The sequence below is a fragment of the Holophagales bacterium genome (genome assembly GCA_016699405.1).
Lineage (GTDB): Bacteria > Acidobacteriota > Thermoanaerobaculia > Multivoradales > JAGPDF01 > JAAYLR01.
The window spans coordinates 4,685,693-4,704,620 of record CP064972.1; the positions used below are offsets into that span (position 1 = coordinate 4,685,693).

Genomic DNA, 18,928 nt, shown 5'->3' on the forward strand with positions numbered 1-18,928 from the left:
CGTGCTCGATCGCCTCTGGCGCCGGGCGCCGGAGCCGCCGCCGCCCCCGGGCGGCACGCTCCTGCCCGCCGACCTGCTCCGCCGCGTGCGGCGGATCGAGATCTCCACCCGACGCCTGATCGACCAGGGCGTGGCCGGGGACTACCACTCGGTCTTCCGCGGACGCGGGATGGAGTTCTCCGAGGTCCGCCCGTACCAGCCCGGCGACGACGTGCGCGACATCGACTGGAACGTCACCGCACGCATGGGGCAGCCCTACGTCAAGCAGTTCGTCGAGGAGCGCGACCTGACGGTCTTCCTCGCCCTCGACGTCTCGGGCAGCCTCGGCTTCGGCTCGCGGGCGATCCTCAAGCGCGAGCTCGCCGCCGAGGTGTCGGCGCTGCTCGCCTTCGCCGCCCTGGCGAATCACGATCGCGTCGGCGCGGCGCTGATGTCGGACCGCCTCGAGCTCTATCTCCGTCCGGCGCGCCGTCGCAATCAGGTCCTGCGGCTGGTGCGCGACGTGCTCGGTCGCCCGGCGCACGGCGGCACCGACCTCGACCTCGGCCTGCGCGCCGCGCTCGCCAACCTGCGGCAGCGCGCCGTCGTCTTCCTCGTCTCCGACTTCATCGCTCCGCTGCCGAGCGGCGCGATGAAGCTCGCCGCCTCGCGACACGACCTGGTGGTGGTCGAGGTCGTCGACCCGCGCGACCTCGCGATGCCGGCGAGCGGTCCCGTCTTGCTCGAGGACGCCGAGACCGGCGGCCTTGCCGTGGTTTCGCCGCGCCGCGCCGGTCGCGCGCTCGCCGTGCGCGAGACGGCACGGCGCGAAGCGCTGCGGCGCCTGACCCGGCAGCTCGGCGTCGACCATCTCGAGTTGCGCACCGACCGCCCCTACCTGCCGGCGCTCGTCTCCTTCTTCGCCGCCCGCCGGCGGAGGCTCTCGCGATGAGGACTCCAGCGGCTCGCCGGGGACCGCTCGGCGGCGTCGTTCTCCTGCTCGCCCTGGGCGCGCCGTTCTCGCTCGTCGCCCAGGCCGGCGGGCGTCCGGTGGCGGTCACCATCGCCCCGGCCGAATCGACCGTCGGCGATCGCGTCACCGTCACGCTGAGCGTCGACTCGCCGGCGGGAGAGCCGCAGTTCCCGGACCCGGGCAAGCAGTGGGGAGACGTCACCGTCGTCGAGGCCGCGCCGCCGACCCACACCGCCGGAAGCACCTGGCAGCGCCGGATCGTCGTCGCCGCCTTCCGCACCGGCGAGATCGAGCTTCCGTCCGTGACGGTGAGGCTCCCGGGTGGAGGCGAGGCGAAACCAGCGGCGCCGATTCGACTCCAGGTGCGTTCGCTTCTTCCCGCCGAGCCCGCCAAGGTCGAGCCGAAGCCCGCCGCGGCGCCGGTCGAGCTGCCGCGCGAGATGCGCTTCTGGTGGCTGCTCGCGCTGCTCGCCGGTCTGACGCTCGCCGCCGGCGGCTGGCTCGTCGAGCTCGAACGCCGGCGCCGCGCCGTCGGGCGGCCGACGCGCCAGATTCCGCCGCTCGAGGAGCTTCTCCACGCCCTCGGCGAGCTCGGACCGACGACGCCACCCGAGCCCGGCCACGCCGTGTTGTCGCTCGCCCTGCGCCGCTACCTCGGCCGGTCGTTCGGCTTCCACGCCGCCGAGAGCACGACGAGCGAGATCCAGCGCGAGCTCGGCTCGCGGCGGATCGCGACCGCCACGGTCAAGAGCACGGTGCAACTGCTGCGCGACTGCGACGGCGTGAAATTCGCCCGGCGCCCGGCGCGCGCCGAAGATCTCGCCGCTCGCCTGGCGACGGCGCGCGAGCTCGCCGAGACGATCGAAGGGCAGTTGCAGCCGCCGGCCGAAGCGGTCGCGACTCCCACCTCCCGCGGAGCGGCCGCGTGATGCCGATGCCGACGCCGAGCTTCGCCTCGCCCTGGTGGCTGATCGCCCTTGCCGCCCTGCCGTTGCTCGCCTGGTGGCACCACCGGCGCCCGCGGCACGGCGCGCTCCTCGCGAGCCGTCTGCCGGTCGCCGCCGGGACGGTCTGGCGTCTCCATCTGCCGTTCTATCTCCGGTTGACCGCGCTCGCCCTGACGGTGGTGGCGCTTGCCCGGCCGCAGCTCGGCTACGCCTGGGAAGAGAGCCTCACCGAGGGGATCGACATCCAGCTCGTCCTCGACACCTCCGGCTCGATGGGCGCCGAGGACTTCCAACCGAAGAACCGGCTGGCCGTCGCCAAGCGGGTGATGCGCGAATTCGTCGCGGCGCGGACCGGCGACCGGCTCGGCCTGACGATCTTCGGCGGCACCGCGATGACCCGCGCTCCGCTGACCAGCGATCGCGCGATGCTCGACGAGCTGCTCGCTGCGATCGAGCTCAACGAGGCCCAGGACGGCACGGCGATCGGCGTCGCGCTCGCCAACGCGGCGCGCCGCCTCCAGGCGAGCGGCGCCAAGAGCCGGGTGGTGGTGCTGGTCACCGACGGCATGAACAACGCCGGCGAGATCGACCCGGTGTCGGCCGCGGCGCTCTGCCAGGGCCTCGGCCTGCGCGTCTACACCATCGGGGTGGGACGCGCCGGACCGGTGCCGGTCCCGGTGCAGGAGCAGGATCCGCTGACCGGCCAGGTGCGGACGCGGCGCATGCTGATGAACGTCGAGGTCGACGAGAAGCTGCTCGCCGAGATCGCCCGGCGGACCGGCGGCAAGTTCTTCCAGGCGACCGATCCCGACGCGCTGCGCGGGGTGTTCGCCGAGATCGACCGGCTGGAGAAGACGCCACTCAAGGTGAAGCGCTACGTGCGCTACCAGGAGGCTTTCATGCCGTTCGCCTGGGGAGCCCTGGCGCTCCTGGCGCTGGTACCGCTCGTCGCCCTCGCCGGCTGGACGGTGGAGCCATGAGCTTCGGCCAGCCGCAGCTTCTCTGGCTCCTGCTGCTCGCCCCGGCGCTGGCGGCGCTGGCGGCCTGGATCTGGCGCCGCCGCGCGACCGCCGAGGCGGCCTGGGTGGCACGCGCCCTCTGGGGTCGCCTGCGCCGCGGCCAGATGCGGCCCCTCGCCTTGAACGTCGGCCTGCCCGCGCTCGCCGTGGCGCTTCTCGTCTCGGCGCTCGCCCGCCCGCGCTGGGGTGAGACGACGCAAACGGTCGAGCGGCAGGGGGTCGACATCGTCTTCGTCCTCGACACGTCGCGTTCGATGGCGGTGGCCGACGTGGCCCCGACCCGCCTCTGGGTCGCCCAGTCGATGATCCGACGCTTCGCCGCGGCACTGCCCGGACACCGCGTCGCCCTGGTCCAGGCCGAGGGGACCGGTGTCGTGCTCTCCCCGCTCACCACCGACACGGCGGTGCTCGACCTGTTGCTCGATGGGGTCGAAGCCGGCTCGGCGCCGATCCCCGGCACGCGTCTCGAGCCGGCGCTCGAGCGCGCCCTGAAGCTTTTCCCGGAAGGCGGCCACCAGTTCCGCGCCCTCGTCGTGCTCTCCGACGGCGAGGTCCACGGCGAATCGCTCGCCGGCATCGCGGGCAAGCTCAAGGAGGCCGGCATCACCGTCCACGCCGTGGCGGTCGGCACGACGGCCGGCGGACCGGTGCCGACCGGCGACGCGACCGCCGGGTACAAGCGCGACCGGGAGGGCAAGGTGGTCGTCAGCCGCCTCGAGGAAGACAGCCTCGCCGCGCTGGTCAAGGCGAGCGGCGGCACCCTGATCGAGGCACGCAACGCCAACTCGGATCCGGGCCCGATCGTCGCGCAGATCCGCCGGATGGAGACCCGGGCGATCGACTCGCAGACCGTGACGTCGCTCGGCGAGAGGTTCCAGTGGCCGCTGGCGCTCGCCTTGCTGGCCCTCGGGCTCGCCGCGACGCTCTCACCGTTCACCGCCGCGCCGCCGCGGCGCCGGGAGGAGGAGTCTTGAGCCGCCATGCGATCGGCGCCGCGCTGCTGTTCGTGACGGGGCTGGCGGGTGCCGCTCAGGCGCCGGCCGCTCCGAGCTCGGCCGAGACCGAGCCGCCGGCGCGCGCCGAACGCTGGCTGCACAACTCGGGTGAGCGCACGGCCGCTGGCCGCAAGGCCTACGCCGCCAACGACGCGCCGTCGGCCGCCGCAGCGCTCGACCAGGCCCTCCGCCTTCGTCCCGAGCTGCCGGAGGCCCGCTTCAACGCCGGAACCGGCCGGCTGCGCGCCGGTGCGAGCGGCGCCGCCGAGCTGCTCGAGTCGGCCGCGCAGGACGCCTCGCCGATGCTCGCGCCGCTTGCCTACTACAATCTCGGCAACGCCCGGCTCGCCGGCGGAGACGCCCGGGGCGCCGTCGCCGCCTACCGCGAGTCGCTGTTGCGTGATCCGGCGTCGGCCGATGCCAAGCACAACCTCGAGCTCGCCCTGCGTCGCCTCGAGCAGCAGCAGAAGAACCCGCAGCAGAACAACCAGGGACAGCAGCAGAAGCAGCCCGACCCGAAGCAGGACGACAAGAACGGCAAGCAGAACCGCTCGCAGGACCCACCGAAGGACGACCCGTCGAAGCCGCCGCAGGAGCAACCCAAGACCGATGGCGGCAAACCGGAACCGAAGTTCGAGGACCAGCCCGACATGAACGCCCAGCAAGCCGCCGCGCTGCTCGCCGCGGTCGAGAACCTCGAACGCGACCAGCGACGGCGCGAGGCGCAGCGCCGTGCCGCGGCCCGGGCCAAGGTGGAGATCGACTGGTGAGCGGTCGCGTCGATTCGCCTCGCTTCGTCGCCCTGCTGGCGCTCACCCTCGTCGCCGCGGCGCTCGCGGCGCCGGCGTGGGGCGCCGACGAGCCGAGGATCACCGCGCGGCTCGAGCCCGAAGTGATCGGTCTCGACGAAGCCGCGGTGCTGACGATCGAGGTCGGGGCGAGCGGCTTCGCCTCGCTCGCTCCCCGGCCGACCTTCGACCTCGAGAACTTCGAGATCGCCGCCGGTCCCTCGCGCGCCGAGAACTTCCGTTTCGTCAACGGCGAGACGGCGCGCAGCGTCTCCTTCCAATGGCAGTTGCGCCCACTCGCCGTCGGGGCGGCGAAGGTGCGCAACCTCGTCGTCGCACTCGGCGACGCCCAGCACAAGCTCGCCGATCTCGACGCCCGCGTCGAGACCGCCGCCCCGCCGGGCCGCGCCGCGCGAGCGCCGAGCGCGCCGGCCGACCCGTTCGCCCAGCTCTTCCCCGAGCTCTTCTCCCAGCGCCAGGCGCCGCGGGCGGCCGCGCGAGCGCCGAAGGTGCGGCTCGCCGTCGCGCTCGATCCGCCGGATCCTTACGTCGGTCAGCAGGCGGTGTTCACGCTCTATCTGCTCACCCAGGCGGACGTCCACCGGGTCAGTCCGCGCGACCTCCCGGAGTTTCGCGGCTTCTGGGTGCGCGAAATCCAGCTCCCTGATCGGCCTCGTCCGGAATGGGTCGAGGTCGACGGCGAGCGGTACGGTCGCGTCCCGCTGCTGCGGCGTGCGCTCTTCCCGCTCTCCGCCGGGAAGTTCGAGATTCCGCCGGTCACGGTCGATTCCATCGTCGAGGTCACCGAGCTGACGCCCTGGGGGACTCCGCTCGGCCGACCGGCCGAAGTGCGCCGGGCCACCGAGCGGATGACGATCAACGTCCGGCCGCTCCCCAGCGCTCCGGAGGGCTTCGCCGGGGCGGTCGGCACGCTCGCGGTGCAGGCTCGGATCGAGCCCGCGTCCGTGACGGCCGGAGAAGCGGCGACGCTGACGCTCTCGGTCTCCGGACCGGGCAACCTGCGGAGCCTGCCCGACCCGGAGCCCGCCACGCCGAGCGGGATCCGCCGCTTCCCGCCGCAGAGCCGCAGCAGCGAGGAGCTCGCCGGCGACCGGCTGAAGAGCGCGCGGACCTGGTCCTACGTCCTCGTGCCGGAGCGCTCCGGCAGTTTCGCTCTGCCCCCGTTCTCGCTCACCTACTTCGACCCGAAGGCGGGGCAGTTCAAGACCGCGGCGAGCCAGCCCCTGAGCCTCGAGGCGCGCGCCCGCCCCGGCGAGTCCGACGTGGCCGCTGCGCGACCCGAGGCGAGGGACGAGCCGACGCCGTCCGCACCCGAGGGGCCGGTCTCCCCAGCAGCGTCCACTCTGCCGACCTGGCTGCTCGCCGCCGTCTGGGCGGGCGGCGGGGCGCTCACCGCCCTCGGCGGGGTCGGAGCCGTGATGGGATGGCGCCGCAGCCGCTCTCCGCGTGCGCAGTCTCGCCGCCGGCTCCTCGCCCGCCTCGACGAGGCACGTCGCGAGAATCGGCCGCGCCAGGCGGCGGGGGCGATCGAAGACGCTTGGCGCGACTATCTCTCCGAGCGGTGGCACCTGCCGGCCGACAGTCCGATCGGCCAGTGGGGAGAGCTGCTCTCGACTCAGGGCGTCGGACGGGAAACGGCCGACCGGCTCGTCGCCTTCCTTGGCGACCTCCACCTGCTGCGCTTCGCTCCCGAGCTCTCGGCCACCGAGTCGCTCGCCGCCGACCTCGCCGAGCGCTCCCGCCAGCTCGCCCGCGAGCTGCACTGACACCGCTCCGGCGCACCCGCGCGAGCTCCCGCTTCCTTGGACGGGGAGAGGGGTTCTGCTATGTTGGAGTGACCCTCATGGTGGACGTGCAGATCCTCGACGGCGACGCTCTCGAGCAGTTCCTCGAGCGACGCCGCGCGTCGCCCCAGGCGGAGATGAGCCTGGCGGGCAACCTGGTCGAGGTGCTGCGCAAGGCCAACGAGTTCGTCCCCTCCGACGCGGGGTCGATCCTGCTCGACAACCCGCGCGAGAAGGTCCCCGAGCGGAATCTCAACTTCCTCACCTTCATCGCCGCCTTCGGCGAGAAGGCGGATCTGCTGGTCGGTCAGCGCATTCCCGCCGCCAAGGGGGTCGCAGGGCACGTCTACCTCTCCGGCAAGCCGTACCACACGAGCGACCTCGGTCGCGACGCGTTCTTCTACGGCGCGGTCGACAAGGCGACGGAGTACCGCTCGCAGTCGCTCGTGGCGATCCCGATCCGCATCGGTAACGACGTCTGCGGCGTGCTCGAGCTGGTCAACCGGCGAGGCAGCGACGGCTTCAGCGAGCAGGACCGCAATCTGCTCGACATCTTCGCCGGCTACATCTCGATCGCCATCCAGAACGTCCTCGACGGTCGCCTGGCGCAGGAGATCGCGCGGCGCGACAACCTCACCGGCCTCTACAACGACCGCTTCCTCCACCTCGCGCTCGAGCGCGCCATCCTCGAGTCGCGCGAGAGCGGCCGCGACCTCGCGCTTGTCTTCCTCGATCTCGACTACTTCAAACGCGTCAACGACCAGCACGGCCACCTGGCCGGCAGCCAGGTGCTGCGCGAAGTCGGCCACCTGCTGCGGCGCGTCGTCTGCGACCCGGAGGCCCAGCTCGCCCGCTACGGCGGCGACGAGTTCGTGCTCGCGCTACCCGGTCTCGAGCTCCAGGACGCCGTGGCCGTCGCCGAAGAGGTGCGCAGCGAGATCGTCGCCACGACCTTCTGCGACGCGGCGGGCGAGATCCAGCACGAGCCGTTGCATCTCTCCGGCCTGACCGCCTCGATCGGCGTCGCCACGCTGCTGCGTCACTGCGCCGACGAGCACGACCTGGCCATGGCCAAGAGCACGCTGCTGCGACTCTCCGACGCGGCCATGTACGTGGCCAAAGAGACCGGCAGGAATCGCACCGCCGTTGCCGGCGAGCCGGTGCGCCGGCGCCTTCATTCCGAAGCCTCCGCGCGTTGACCGTCCCCGGGGCCGGTGGTACCCTCACGGGACCATCCGACGCCGAGCTCTGGCGTCCTGTCTGCTCCGGGCACCCACCCGGACCCAGCTCGCAAGAGGTTCCCGAGAGGCTCCTATGTCCACGACGACGCTTCCCTCGGTCCACGTCGCGCCCGAGGATGTTCATGCCGTCCTGTCGCGCCACATCCTGGTCGACGGCTACCATCTCGTTCTCGACCTGAGACGGTCGCATGGCTCCTTCCTCTACGACCTGGTGCGGGGTCGCGAAGTGCTGGACTTCTTCGGCAGCTTCTCCACCTGCCCGGTGGGTTACAACCACCCGAAGGTCGACACCCCCGAGTTCCGCGAGCGCATCCTGCCGTCGGCGCTCAACAAACCGGCCAACTCCGACATCTACACCCCGGAGCTCGCCGAGTTCGTCGAGACCTTCTCGCGCACCGTGCCGCCCAGCTTCCGCGACCACCTCTTCTTCATCGAGGGCGGCGCGGCGGCGGTGGAGAACGCCCTCAAAGTCGCCTTCGACTGGAAGGTGCGCAAGAACCTGGCGCGCGGCAAAGGGGAGAAGGGCTCGCAGATCATCCACTTCCAGCAGGCGTTCCACGGCCGCAGCGGCTACACGCTCTCGCTGACCAATACTGCCGACCCGCGCAAGACGCAGTACTTCCCGAAGTTCTCCTGGCCGCGAGTGATCAACCCGAAGCTGCGCTTCCCGCTCACCGAGCAGGTGATCGCCGACGTCGAGGCGGCGGAACGGCGGGCGATCGGCGAGATCAAGCAGGCGCTCGTCGACCATCCCGACGAGATCGCCGCGTTGATCATCGAGCCGATCCAGGGCGAGGGCGGTGACAACCACTTCCGTCGCGAGTTCCTCCAGGCGCTGCGCCATCTCGCCGACGAGGCCGAGTTCCTGCTCATCTTCGACGAGGTCCAGACCGGCTACGCCACGACCGGCCGCTGGTGGTGCTTCGAGCACTTCGGCGTCGAGCCCGACGTCTTCGCCTTCGCCAAGAAGACCCAGGTGTGCGGGATCGCTGCCAGTCACCGGGTCGACGAGGTCGACTCGGTGTTCAAGGTCTCGAGCCGCATCAACTCGACCTGGGGCGGCAACCTGGTCGACATGGTGCGCGGCCAGCGGTACACCGAGATCATCGAAGAGGACGGCCTGGTCGAGAACGCGGCGCGCGTCGGCGCCTATCTGCTGGCCGGGTTGCAGCGGCTCGAGGAGCACTTCCCCGGTCGGGTGACCAACGCTCGCGGACGCGGCATGTTCCTGGCGGTCGACCTGCCCTCGAACGAGATCCGCAACCGCACGCTCAAGGCGCTCAACGAGGCCGACGTGCTCGGCCTCGCCTCCGGCGACCACGCGGTCCGCTTCCGCCCGCCGGTCAGTCTCAGCACCGCCGAGGCGGACGAAGCCCTGCGCCGGGTCGAGAAGGCGCTCTCCGTCGTGCTCGGCTGAGCGCTCGCCGGCTGCCGACCGCCATTCGCCGGCAGGCCGAAGACCGGTGGCTACCCGCTCGCTACGCTCTCTCCTGCCGCCGCATCCCGGGGCGGCAGGAGGTGAGCGACCATGATCGACCGTTCCAGGTTCCACCCGTCCCGACTGGTCTTCGGGATCTTCCTCATCCTCGTCGGCGCCCTCTCGCTGGCCGGCAAGCTCGATCTACTCGACTCCCGGCTGGTGTGGCGCCTCTGGCCACTCCTGCTGCTCGGCCTCGGCACGGTCAAGCTCCTCTTCCCGCGCGAGCGCGGCGAGCGCTGGGGTGGCGCCTGGCTGCTCGTCGTCGGCGGCTGGGCGCTCTGCAGCACCTTCGGATGGCTCGGCCTGTCGTGGCACAACTCGTGGCCGATCCTGCTGATCGGGGTCGGCGGACTCATGGCGCTGCGCGCCGTCTTCGACCGCGACGGGCAGCAGCCGGGTGCCGACTACGAACGCTCGCGCGACGCAGAGAACCGAGCCTTCGCGGCCGAACGACAGGCCGGCGACGCCGAGCGGCGGATCCTCGAGGCACGGCTCGACCCGCACACCCACCTCCAGGGGGACGATCATGGACGCTGACCACCGTTCCATCCTCTCGCCGCGCCTGGTCGTCGGGCTGGCGATTCTCGCCTTCGGCGCGATCCTGCTGCTCGACAACCTGAATCTGGTCGAGGGCCGGCTCTACCTCGACTGGCTCCTGCCGGTCGCCGTGCTCGCCCTCTCCGCGAGTTGTCTCCTCCAGGGCCGCCGCTGCATCGGCTGGGCACTCGTCTGGGGAGTCGTCGGGGCCCTGCTGGTCGCCAACCGGCTCGGCGCGGAGATCGACCTGCACGTCGGCCGGCTCCTCGGCCCGGCCATCCTGATCCTCCTCGGTGTCGTGCTGGTGCGGCGCTCCCTCGGCCGTTCCTCCCTCTCGGACGGGGTCGTCGACAGCGGTTCCACGGTCGACACCTTCGCCGCCCTGGCCGGCAACGAGGTCAAGAGCGCCTCCCAGGAGTTCCGCGGCGGGAATGCCGCGGCCTTCATGGGCGGGTGCAAGATCGACCTCCGCCAGGCCCGCACGGTGAAACCGGGAGCTGTTCTCGACGTTCTAGCCTTCTGGGGAGGTATCGAAATCGCCGTGCCGCCGGACTGGAGAGTCAACGGCCGTGTCGTGCCGCTGCTCGGTGCCTATGAAGACAAGACCCACCCCGTGCCCGGGGAGGCCGGTGGCGAGCTCACCATCCGCGGTTTCGCGGTGATGGGCGGCGTCGACGTGACGAACTGATGCACCCACTGCTCGCCCATCCGCGCCAACTGGCCATCTACCTGGCCCTCTGGGTCCCGCTCGGGCTGCTGCTGGCCGGCACCTTCGGGCTGACGCAGCCGGGCCCCTGGAGCGAGTCGCTGGCCGTCGCGCTGCCGCTCGCCCTGGTCTACGGCTTTCACTGCCTGACCGCCTGGTACGTCGTCCGCGCCGTGCCGGCGACGGGCGAGTCGCTCGGGCGACCGCTGGCCACCGGGGCCACCGCCGCGGCGATCTCGGCCCTCGGCTGGCTGGCAGCCGGCGTCGGCTGGAGCGAGCTGCTGGCGGTGCTGCCGCGCTTCGCCGGCGCCGCGACGCGATTCCGCGGCGCCGCGGCGCTCTTCTTCGCCTGCGGCACGCTGCTCTACGCGCTCGCCCTGCTGCTCCACCACCTGATGATGGCCTTCGAGCGCTCACGCGAGTCGGAACGCCGCACGCTCGAGGCCCAGGTGCTGGCGGGAGAGGCCGAGCTCCGCGCGCTCAAGGCGCAGCTCGATCCGCACTTCCTTTTCAACAGCCTCAATTCGGTCTCGGCACTGACCGGTTCGGACCCGGCCGCCGCACGCCGCATGTGCTTGCTGCTCGCCGGCTTCTTCCGCAAGAGCCTCAAGCTCGGGCGGACGCGCGAGATCCCGCTCGGCGAAGAGCTCTATCTCGCCGAGACCTATCTCGCCATCGAAGAGGTGCGCTTCGGCGAGCGGTTGCGCGTCGTCACCGACATCGCCGAGGACACCCTTGCGCTGGCCGTGCCGCCGCTCGTCCTCCAGCCGCTGGTCGAGAACGCCGTGCACCATGGCGTGGCGCACCTTCTCGAAGGGGGTGAGGTGCGCCTCGCGGCGCGGCGGCGCGGCAGTCGGCTCGAGCTCGAGGTCGAGAACCGCTGCGACCCCGACCGCCCGCCGTCGCGCGGCGCCGGCGTCGGCCTGGCCAACGTCCGGGCCCGTCTCGAGGCGATCTTCGGCCGCGAGGCGACGGTCCTCGCGACGCCGTCGCCCGACCGCTACCGCGTCCAGCTCAGCCTGCCGGCACGCCCGGCGCCGACGAGCTAGCATTCGACCGTGCGTCTCCTGCTCGTCGACGACGAAGCGCCCGCCCGTGCCGTGTTGCGCGAGATGCTGGCCGTCCACCCCGACGTCACGGTCGCCGGCGAGGCCACCAACGGATTCGAGGCGGTGCGCCTGGCCGGCGAGCTCGCACCCGACCTCGTGCTGCTCGACATCCAGATGCCCAAGCTCGACGGCTTCGAGGTGCTCGAGTTGCTCGGCGACCGGGCCCCGGCGGTGGTCTTCTGCACGGCGCACGACGAGCATGCGCTGCGTGCCTTCGAGGTGCACGCGGTCGACTACCTGCTCAAGCCGATCGACCCGGAACGGCTCGCCGAGGCCCTCTCGCGCGCCCGCGACCGTGTGGCCCGGGGGGCCGGCCCGGTCGCGTCACCCGAGCGGCTCGCCGACGAGGCGCGCGGCAGCGGCCTGCTCGAACGCATCCTGATCCGCGAGGAGGGGCACGTCCACGTGCTCCCGGTGGCGCGGGTGGACTTCGTCGAGGCGCGCGACGACTACCTCGTCTTCCATTGCGGCAAGACCACCTTCCGCAAGCAGCAGACACTCGGCGACCTCGAGAAGCGCCTCGACCCGCGAGCCTTCGTGCGCATCCACCGCTCGTTCGTGCTCAATCTCGACCGGCTGGTGGGGCTCGATCTGTACGCCAAGGACAGCTGGATCGCCCGCCTGGCCGACGGCACCAAGCTCCCGGTGAGCCGCGCCGGACACGACCGGCTGCGCGGCGCCTTGTGAAGCGGCTTCTCGGTTAAGGACGACAACCGGCAGGAGCGAAGAACTCGGCCGCCGTGGTCGGTAGCTGCGAGGCCGATGGCAGCGCCAGTTTGCCGATCTGCCCCTTGCGCACTTCGATGCCGCCGATCTGGGTGCGCCAGGGGCGGCGCCGGAAGAGGTAGAGCGAGCCGGCGGTCTCGCCGCGCCCGTCGTAGGTCACGCCGAGCTCGGCGAGCCCCCCTTGACCTCGCCCGACCTGGCGCGCCCGCTCCAGCAGCTCGGCGCGGTATCCGAGGTCGAGCCGGCGATCGCTCTCGATCCGCCGCAGGCTCTTGTCCAGCAGCGGCTCGTGGCTCTCCCAGAAGACCGCCGCGAGCAGGCCCGGCTCGGAGGCGATCGCACGCGCCATCCATTCCGCGGCCCGGGCATGGTCGGGCGCGGCCATCGCCAGTTGGAAGGGAGCGATCGGACCCATCGGATCGAGCTCGCACGCCGTCGCCAGCGCCGCAAGCGCCCAGGTGGCCCCCGCTTCGCGACCGGCGACACCTGCGGCGAGCCAGAGCGGAGCGACGTCCGAGGCATCGACCGCCGCCGCTCGCGCCGCTTCGGCGGCGGCCGTCGGATCGCTTCGCCGATCGAGCCAGGCACGACGCGCCCGGTAGAGCGGAAACTGCGGATCGAGTTCGACCGCACGATCGAGCGCGACGCGCGCCTCGTCCGCGCTCGCCGCAGCCGCCGCCCGTTCGTAGGCCCGCTCGGCGAGGCCGAGGGGCGCCAGAGCGCAGGCCGCCGCCAGCAGCCCGAGGCGAGCCACCCAGGCGACCCGGCGTCCGGACCCGGTCGGCGGGGATGGCGCTCCCTCCGCGGCCATCGCGACCCCCGCCAACAGGGCGGCCGCGAGCGGGACGGCGGTCACGGCCAGGGCACCGTTGCCGAGCGCCACTCCGCCGAGACCGACGAGGCCGGCCCCCGCGGCACGCCGGAGGTAGCGATCCGTCGCGCCGCGACGCGAGCGGCGCCATGCGAAGGCAGCCAGCGTGGCGACGAACAGCGTCGTGCCGGTCACCCCGAGCTCGTAGAGGAGCTCCGCCGGCGCCGAGTGCAGGTCGCCGACCAACTCTCCCGCGGGCCGCAACGACGGCGCCGGTCGCAAGTGGCGCGCCACGGTCCACGGCGTCGACCCGGGTCCCCAACCGACGATCGGCCGTTCGAGGATCCCTCGCCATCCCGCTGCGAGATAGCCGCCGCGGGCGAGCGTCGAGGGGTCCTGGCCGCTCCAGACCTGCTCGAGCCGGGGCATGGCCGCGGCGCCGGCGAGCAGCGCGAAGCCGAGCACCAGGCGCCAGGCGCGTCGCGACGCGACGGCGACCAGTGCCGCCGCCACGGCCATGGCGAGCAGCCCGAGCAAGGAGCCGGAGGCGACGATCGCTCCGCCGACGGCGAGCGTCGAGACGATCGCCAGGGCGCGCCAGGGCTGGCGTCTCCCGAGCAGGAGCAGCACGAGCGGCAGAAAGGCGACGAGGAAGGCGGCGAGCAGCTGGTGATGACCGAGCGGCCGGGCGGCCCGACCTCCCCCCTGGACGAGATCGAAGAGCCCGGTGATCGCCACGGCGTTCGCCATCAAGATCAAGGCGAGCGTTCCCTGCTCGCGGCCGCGTTCCGAGGCGAAGCAGCGCGCGGTGGCCGGGACGGCGAGGACGAAGGCCGGCGCCAGACACAGGACGACGCGGCCGGCACGCGGCACGGGCGAGCACGCGACGCTCACGGCAACTGCCGCGCAGACGGCCCAAGGCAACCAGGCGAGGCGCTTGCCGAGCCGCCACGGGTCGGCCGCCTCCCGCGCCCCGACCAGGGCGAAGGCGAGCAGCGCCCCCTGACCGAGCACCGCGCCGGCCGACCCCGCCCCGCCCCACAGCGAGCCGCAAGCGAAGGCAAAGAGCGCCGCGAGAGCCGCAGGGAGGAGAGCGATCACCGGAGGTCGATCTTATCGACTCTGGCACCCCACCCATCGGCGCGGCGGCTCCCGCACGCCGCTGCGCTATCCTTCGAGGTCCTGCCGTACCCACTCCCGACGACGAGGAGATTCCCATGACGGTCACCACCACTTCTTCTGCCGCCGAGCTTCTCGCCCGGCTCGGACTTTCGGACAACAACCCCGGCGCTTTCGACGGCACCTGGATCGATACCCAAGGCCCGGCCATCGTGTCGCTCAACCCCTCGACCGGCGAGCCGATCGCCTCGGTCCGCACCTGCTCGGCCGCCGACTACGATCGCGTCGCGGCGGCGAGCGTCAAGGCATTCGACGAGTGGAAGCGCTGGCCGGCACCGAAGCGCGGCGAGGTCGTCCGCCTGCTCGGCGAAGAGCTGCGCAAGCACAAGGAAGACCTCGGTCGCCTGGTGACCCTCGAAGTCGGCAAGGTTCCCACCGAAGGGCTCGGCGAGGTGCAGGAGATGATCGACATGGCCGACTTCTGCGTCGGCCTGTCGCGCCAGCTCTACGGCCTGTCGATGCACTCGGAGCGCCCGAAGCACCGGATGTACGAGCAGTGGCACCCGCTCGGCGTCGTCGGCACCATCTCGGCCTTCAACTTCCCCGTCGCCGTCTGGGCGTGGAATGCGATGCTCGCCGCCGTCTGCGGCGACGCCAACCTCTGGAAGCCGTCGCAGCACACGCCGTTGACCGCGCTCGCGGTGACCAAGATCGCCGAGCGCGTCCTCAAAGCCGCCAATGCCCCGGCGATCTTCAACCTCGTCTTCGGCGACCGCAAGGCGGTCGGCGTGCCGATGGTCAAGGACACGAGGATTCCGCTGATCTCGGCGACCGGCTCGGTCGGCATGGGCAAGCAGATCGCGCGCGACCTCGCCGACCGGCTGGGTCGCTCGATTCTCGAGCTCGGCGGCAACAACGGCATCATCGTCACCGACGACGCCGACCTCGACCTCGCCCTGCGCGCCGTGCTCTTCGCCGCCGTCGGCACCGCCGGGCAGCGCTGCACGACGACGCGTCGCCTCTTCCTGCAGAAGGGGATCGCGGCGGAGATGAAGCAGCGGCTGGTGAAGGCCTACGGCACGATCCGCGTCGGCGATGCCGCCGATCCGTCGACCGTGATGGGGCCGCTCATCCACGCCAATGCTGTGGCCGACTTCAAGAAGGCGCTGGAGATCGCCCAGAGCCAGGGCGGCCGCATCCTCGCCGGCGGCAAGGTGCTCGACCGTCCGGGCTTCTTCGTCGAGCCGACGCTCGTCGAAGCGGTGCCGCACATGCCGATCACCTGCGAGGAGACCTTCGCACCGATCCTCTACCTCTTCGAGTTCGACCAGCTCGAGGAAGCGATCGAGATGCACAACGCCGTGCCGCAGGGTCTTTCCTCGGCGATCTTCACCCTCAACGTGCGCTCGGCCGAGCGCTTCCTCTCGCCCGACGGCTCCGACTGCGGCATCGCCAACGTCAACATCGGCACCTCGGGCGCCGAGATCGGCGGGGCGTTTGGTGGAGAGAAGGAAACCGGTGGCGGGAGGGAGGCCGGTTCGGACTCCTGGAAGGTCTACATGCGGCGGCAGACCTGCACGATCAACTACGGCACCGACCTGCCGCTCGCCCAAGGGGTGAAGTTCGACCTCTGATCCAGGATCGCAGGACCGGCGAGCCGCGATAAGGTTCCCGCATGAGCTCGAGGGCGGTGTGGCACCTCCGAATCCAACGGTCGGGCCTCGCCGCCCTCGCTGTCTTTCTGCTCGGCGCGAGCTCCTGCTTCGGCCCGCCGGTCGTCGAACGGCTCGACCTCGAGCTCCTGCCCGGCGGTCGCGCCCGGGTCTCGTCGCACGTCGAACTCGCCGCCGACGAGGCGCGCAACCCGCGCGTCGCCGAGCGCCTGCGCACCTGGCGCGACGACATCGCTGCCGGGGTCGATCCCTGGTCACGACGCTTCGCCGAGCTCGACGCCGAGCAAGAGCGCCTCACCTGGGAGCGACGCCGTGGCACGCTGATCGCGGCCGAGCGGACGGCGCTGCTCGACGACCTCTCGTCGCTCGAACGGCTCTTCGCCGACTCGCCGGTGACGATGAGCTTCCACCGCGAACCGGGGATCGGCGAGCTCACCTTCCTGCCGGGAGCCGGTTCTCGCGCGAGTCGCTCCGAGCAGCGCGAGGTCGAGCGCCAGATCGCCGCCTGGAGTCGCAACGTGTCGGCCTACCTGCGCGACGTCGAGGCGCTTCGCCGCGCTGCCGGTGGCAGCGGCGTCCGTGAGCGCGAGCTCTTCGCCCAGTTCTTCGACAGCCCCGGTCACGAGGAGCTCCCGCCGCCACAAGCGGAGGAACAGACGATCCTCGATCGGCTCGACGAATCGACGAGCGCGATCGCCGAGTCGCTCTCCGTCGCCGAGGGTGAGGCCGAGACGCTCGACGAGCGCACGCGACGGGTCTTCGACCCCTTCCCGGCCCCGCTGATCGTCGTCGTCCGCGGCTCGATCCTCGAGGTCGAAGGGTTCGAGCGGCGCGAGGACGGCACCGTCGCCGTTCCCGGACTGAACCTCTGGAGCGCCCTGGCGCGTCTCGCCGAGCGGTGGCCGGCGCTCGCCCCGTTCCTGCATGCTCTCGAGGAGCCGAAAGAGGGCGAGGCGGAACCGGAGGTCGACGTCGACGCCTTCGTCGCGTCGCTCGCCGACAGCGCTCCCGCTCCCGACGAACACGAGCTGCGTGACGCCCTCGCCCACCAACTCGAGCCCGCCGAGATCTACCGCGTGCGCTGGAGCTTCGCGCCCTGAGCCGGGGCACCGCCCTCCTTTCGGGCGGTGCGCACGGTGCGACCGCGTGCTACCTTGCCGCAGCGTCGCCGTCTCGCTCGCTCCCGCCCGACCGAGCGAAGCCTGACGGCGAGATTGCGCGGACGGGGGGCCGGAGGGTGCCCAGGGGCGCTTCCGCCAAGCCGTGCCACGAAGACGAGGCCAGTCGATGTGGGTCCTTCCCAAGGGAGTCGCGTTCATCGAGGCGCTGGACTTGGCGTCGGTGGAGCTGCCGAAACTGCTCGGCCGCTTCCGCAGTGACGCCGTGACCGGCTATGCCCACCTGCACTTCCCCAGCTCTCAGGCGTACTTCCTGTTCATCGAGGGGCGCTTCGTCGACGCCGTCTGCGAAGAGGACGGCGAGCGTCGCGTCGATCTGCCGGCGATCTCCCGCACCTTCGACCTCAGCCTGTCGGTCCCCGGGCGGATGGATGCCTACCGCGTCGCTCCCGATCTCGCGCGCTCTCTGCACGGGCTCTTCCACGGCGAAGCGCTGTTCGAGGGGCAGAACCTCGCGCTGATCGACGTGCGCTCGCTCCTCGCCAAGGTGAAGAGCGACCGGCTGACCGGCGCGCTGCGGGTCTACACCGCCGATCGCTCGGGTCTGATCTTCTTCCTCTCCGGCAACCCGCTCGGCTTCTTCCACGACGGGTCGGAGTCGATCAGCACCTCGGCCAACGAATACCAGAAGATCGCTTCGTTGCCCGGCACCAAGGTCGACCTGCATGCCTTCGCCGACGGCAGCCCCGCTCTCGACCTTCTCGAGGTGATCGACACGCCACGACTCTGGGCGACGACCCGTGCCCACCATGCGGAGCGCCGCGCCGCCGAGTCGGCGGCGCAGGAAGAGGCCGAACGGCGGCGACGGGGGCAGGTGATCGCCGAGCTCGACCGCGACCTGCGGTCGCTCCTCGCCGGACCCCTCGGAGCGAAGGCGGGCGACCTCGTCGATCGCATCCTCGCCGCACGCCAAGGCGTCGTTGCGCTCGCCGATCCCGAGATCGTCGAGCCGCTGCTCTCCACCGTCGAGAAGGCCGCCAAGCTCCTCGTCGGCAGCTCGCGCGCCGCAGCGCTCCGGGCCGACGTCGCGACGCTGCTCGCCGAACGCCAGTCGACCCTCGTACCGCGTCCGCCGACCCCGCTCTCCTGACCGTCTTCCGGAGGTCGCCATGCCCGACTCGCCGATCCAGCCGCTCGACCTCGTCCAGCTCGTCCTCTGGTTCTTCGCCGGCGCCACTGCCCTCTATTTCAGCCTCGGCAATGCCCGCATCTGGACCAGCATCTCCACCGGCTTCTTCCTCATCCTGGTGAGCGAGGGCTATCGCGTGACGCCGTGGGCGCGGGACCCGCGACTCGAGTCGCTGCACGCCATCATCGGAACCATCGCCATCCTCGTGCTCACGCACGGCTTCCAGGAGTACTACGTCTTCTCCCGCACGCTCGAGACCGGCGGATCGAAGGCCGCCGTCTATCTCATCACGCTCGGTGTGATCGCGGCCTCGTTCGTCTTTCTCGTCATCAATCCGGAGCCCGAGGCGGCGACCGTGCGGAACATCCGACTGGTCGGCAACGTCAACTGGGTCTTCCTCACCCTCATCAACCTCGACCTGCTGCGGAAAATCCACGGCGAGGTCAAGGGAACGCCGGTGGCGCGCGGCTTCGTGGCTTTCGGGATCGTCTTCGCCCTGGTCTTCCTCTGGCGCGGCTCGGAGCTCTACCTTCAGGTCTTCGGCTGGGACACCGAGTGGGCGAGCGTCGTTGCCGCAACCGGGGGGCACGTCGCCCCTGCGAGCCTGGCGCGCGTCGCCTTCTCCGAGATCGTCCATCGCTGGGGCGGGCTCGTGGCCAGCGGCTCGGTCGCCACCACCTTCGCCTATCTCGCTCGCCTGCTCCGTTGAGTCC

17 protein-coding genes are annotated in these 18,928 nt (G+C 71.6%); 16 read left to right on the plus strand and 1 reads right to left on the minus strand.

All coding sequences use genetic code 11. The annotated features are described in order from the left end of the window. The first annotated feature begins 1 nt into the window (after window position 1). The 12 genes from IPJ17_19500 (at window position 2) to IPJ17_19555 (ending at window position 12,266) form a co-directional block, all read left to right on the plus strand. A complete protein-coding gene (locus IPJ17_19500; protein ID QQR73629.1) occupies window positions 2-931 on the plus strand; it encodes a DUF58 domain-containing protein in 930 nt (309 codons plus the stop codon). After that, on the plus strand, window positions 928-1,881 hold the full coding sequence (locus tag IPJ17_19505) for a hypothetical protein (GenBank protein QQR73630.1): 954 nt from the start codon (window positions 928-930) through the stop codon (window positions 1,879-1,881). The genes IPJ17_19500 and IPJ17_19505 overlap by 4 nt, the downstream gene beginning before the upstream one ends. Beyond that, window positions 1,881-2,879: a VWA domain-containing protein gene (locus IPJ17_19510; protein QQR73631.1), complete on the plus strand. Its 999-nt coding sequence runs from the start codon at window positions 1,881-1,883 to the stop codon at window positions 2,877-2,879. Before IPJ17_19505 ends, IPJ17_19510 begins: the two co-directional genes overlap by 1 nt. Further along, entirely contained in the window at window positions 2,876-3,892 is a 1,017-nt protein-coding gene (locus IPJ17_19515) for a VWA domain-containing protein (protein ID QQR73632.1), read from the plus strand. Before IPJ17_19510 ends, IPJ17_19515 begins: the two co-directional genes overlap by 4 nt. Then, window positions 3,889-4,683, plus strand: a complete 795-nt coding sequence (locus tag IPJ17_19520) for a hypothetical protein (GenBank protein ID QQR73633.1) — start codon at window positions 3,889-3,891, stop codon at window positions 4,681-4,683. Before IPJ17_19515 ends, IPJ17_19520 begins: the two co-directional genes overlap by 4 nt. Continuing rightward, window positions 4,680-6,488, plus strand: a complete 1,809-nt coding sequence (locus IPJ17_19525; GenBank protein QQR73634.1) for a protein BatD — start codon at window positions 4,680-4,682, stop codon at window positions 6,486-6,488. The genes IPJ17_19520 and IPJ17_19525 overlap by 4 nt, the downstream gene beginning before the upstream one ends. A 68-nt stretch (window positions 6,489-6,556) precedes the next feature. Then, a complete protein-coding gene (locus tag IPJ17_19530; GenBank protein QQR73635.1) occupies window positions 6,557-7,705 on the plus strand; it encodes a sensor domain-containing diguanylate cyclase in 1,149 nt (382 codons plus the stop codon). Between the two features lie 115 nt (window positions 7,706-7,820). After that, window positions 7,821-9,164, plus strand: coding sequence for an L-lysine 6-transaminase (locus IPJ17_19535; GenBank protein QQR73636.1), 1,344 nt, complete (start codon window positions 7,821-7,823; stop codon window positions 9,162-9,164). Between the two features lie 111 nt (window positions 9,165-9,275). Continuing rightward, on the plus strand, window positions 9,276-9,764 hold the full coding sequence (locus tag IPJ17_19540) for a hypothetical protein (GenBank protein ID QQR73637.1): 489 nt from the start codon (window positions 9,276-9,278) through the stop codon (window positions 9,762-9,764). Next, on the plus strand, window positions 9,754-10,452 hold the full coding sequence (locus IPJ17_19545) for a hypothetical protein (GenBank protein ID QQR73638.1): 699 nt from the start codon (window positions 9,754-9,756) through the stop codon (window positions 10,450-10,452). Before IPJ17_19540 ends, IPJ17_19545 begins: the two co-directional genes overlap by 11 nt. Beyond that, on the plus strand, window positions 10,452-11,519 hold the full coding sequence (locus IPJ17_19550) for a histidine kinase (protein ID QQR73639.1): 1,068 nt from the start codon (window positions 10,452-10,454) through the stop codon (window positions 11,517-11,519). The genes IPJ17_19545 and IPJ17_19550 overlap by 1 nt, the downstream gene beginning before the upstream one ends. Before the next feature lie 9 nt (window positions 11,520-11,528). Beyond that, window positions 11,529-12,266: a response regulator transcription factor gene (locus IPJ17_19555; protein QQR73640.1), complete on the plus strand. Its 738-nt coding sequence runs from the start codon at window positions 11,529-11,531 to the stop codon at window positions 12,264-12,266. 13 nt (window positions 12,267-12,279) lie between these two features. Here IPJ17_19555 and IPJ17_19560 read toward each other — a convergent pair whose 3' ends face one another. Beyond that, complete coding sequence (locus IPJ17_19560) at window positions 12,280-14,217, minus strand: O-antigen ligase family protein (GenBank protein QQR73641.1); 1,938 nt, start codon at window positions 14,215-14,217, stop codon at window positions 12,280-12,282. Window positions 14,218-14,333: 116 nt separating this feature from the next. Between IPJ17_19560 and IPJ17_19565 the strand changes: the two genes are divergently transcribed. The 4 genes from IPJ17_19565 to IPJ17_19580 all read left to right on the plus strand — a co-directional run bounded on the left by IPJ17_19565 (window position 14,334) and on the right by IPJ17_19580 (window position 18,924). Then, a complete protein-coding gene (locus IPJ17_19565) occupies window positions 14,334-15,869 on the plus strand; it encodes an aldehyde dehydrogenase family protein (protein ID QQR73642.1) in 1,536 nt (511 codons plus the stop codon). 56 nt (window positions 15,870-15,925) lie between these two features. Next, entirely contained in the window at window positions 15,926-17,008 is a 1,083-nt protein-coding gene (locus tag IPJ17_19570; protein ID QQR73643.1) for a hypothetical protein, read from the plus strand. A gap of 187 nt (window positions 17,009-17,195) precedes the next feature. Continuing rightward, on the plus strand, window positions 17,196-18,176 hold the full coding sequence (locus IPJ17_19575; protein QQR73644.1) for a GTPase-activating protein: 981 nt from the start codon (window positions 17,196-17,198) through the stop codon (window positions 18,174-18,176). Window positions 18,177-18,195: 19 nt separating this feature from the next. Then, entirely contained in the window at window positions 18,196-18,924 is a 729-nt protein-coding gene (locus tag IPJ17_19580; protein QQR73645.1) for a hypothetical protein, read from the plus strand. Window positions 18,925-18,928 lie beyond the last annotated feature (4 nt).

Bases quoted from the DNA above. Each gene is read 5' to 3' on its own strand.
- IPJ17_19545 (QQR73638.1), top strand. From the start codon at position 9,754: ATGGACGCTGACCACCGTTCCATCCTCTCGCCGCGCCTGGTCGTCGGG.
- IPJ17_19575 (QQR73644.1), top strand. From the start codon at position 17,196: ATGTGGGTCCTTCCCAAGGGAGTCGCGTTCATCGAGGCGCTGGACTTG.
- IPJ17_19535 (QQR73636.1), top strand. From the start codon at position 7,821: ATGTCCACGACGACGCTTCCCTCGGTCCACGTCGCGCCCGAGGATGTT.
- IPJ17_19505 (QQR73630.1), top strand. From the start codon at position 928: ATGAGGACTCCAGCGGCTCGCCGGGGACCGCTCGGCGGCGTCGTTCTC.
- IPJ17_19565 (QQR73642.1), top strand. From the start codon at position 14,334: ATGACGGTCACCACCACTTCTTCTGCCGCCGAGCTTCTCGCCCGGCTC.
- IPJ17_19510 (QQR73631.1), top strand. From the start codon at position 1,881: ATGCCGATGCCGACGCCGAGCTTCGCCTCGCCCTGGTGGCTGATCGCC.
- IPJ17_19580 (QQR73645.1), top strand. From the start codon at position 18,196: ATGCCCGACTCGCCGATCCAGCCGCTCGACCTCGTCCAGCTCGTCCTC.
- IPJ17_19515 (QQR73632.1), top strand. From the start codon at position 2,876: ATGAGCTTCGGCCAGCCGCAGCTTCTCTGGCTCCTGCTGCTCGCCCCG.
- IPJ17_19540 (QQR73637.1), top strand. From the start codon at position 9,276: ATGATCGACCGTTCCAGGTTCCACCCGTCCCGACTGGTCTTCGGGATC.
- IPJ17_19550 (QQR73639.1), top strand. From the start codon at position 10,452: ATGCACCCACTGCTCGCCCATCCGCGCCAACTGGCCATCTACCTGGCC.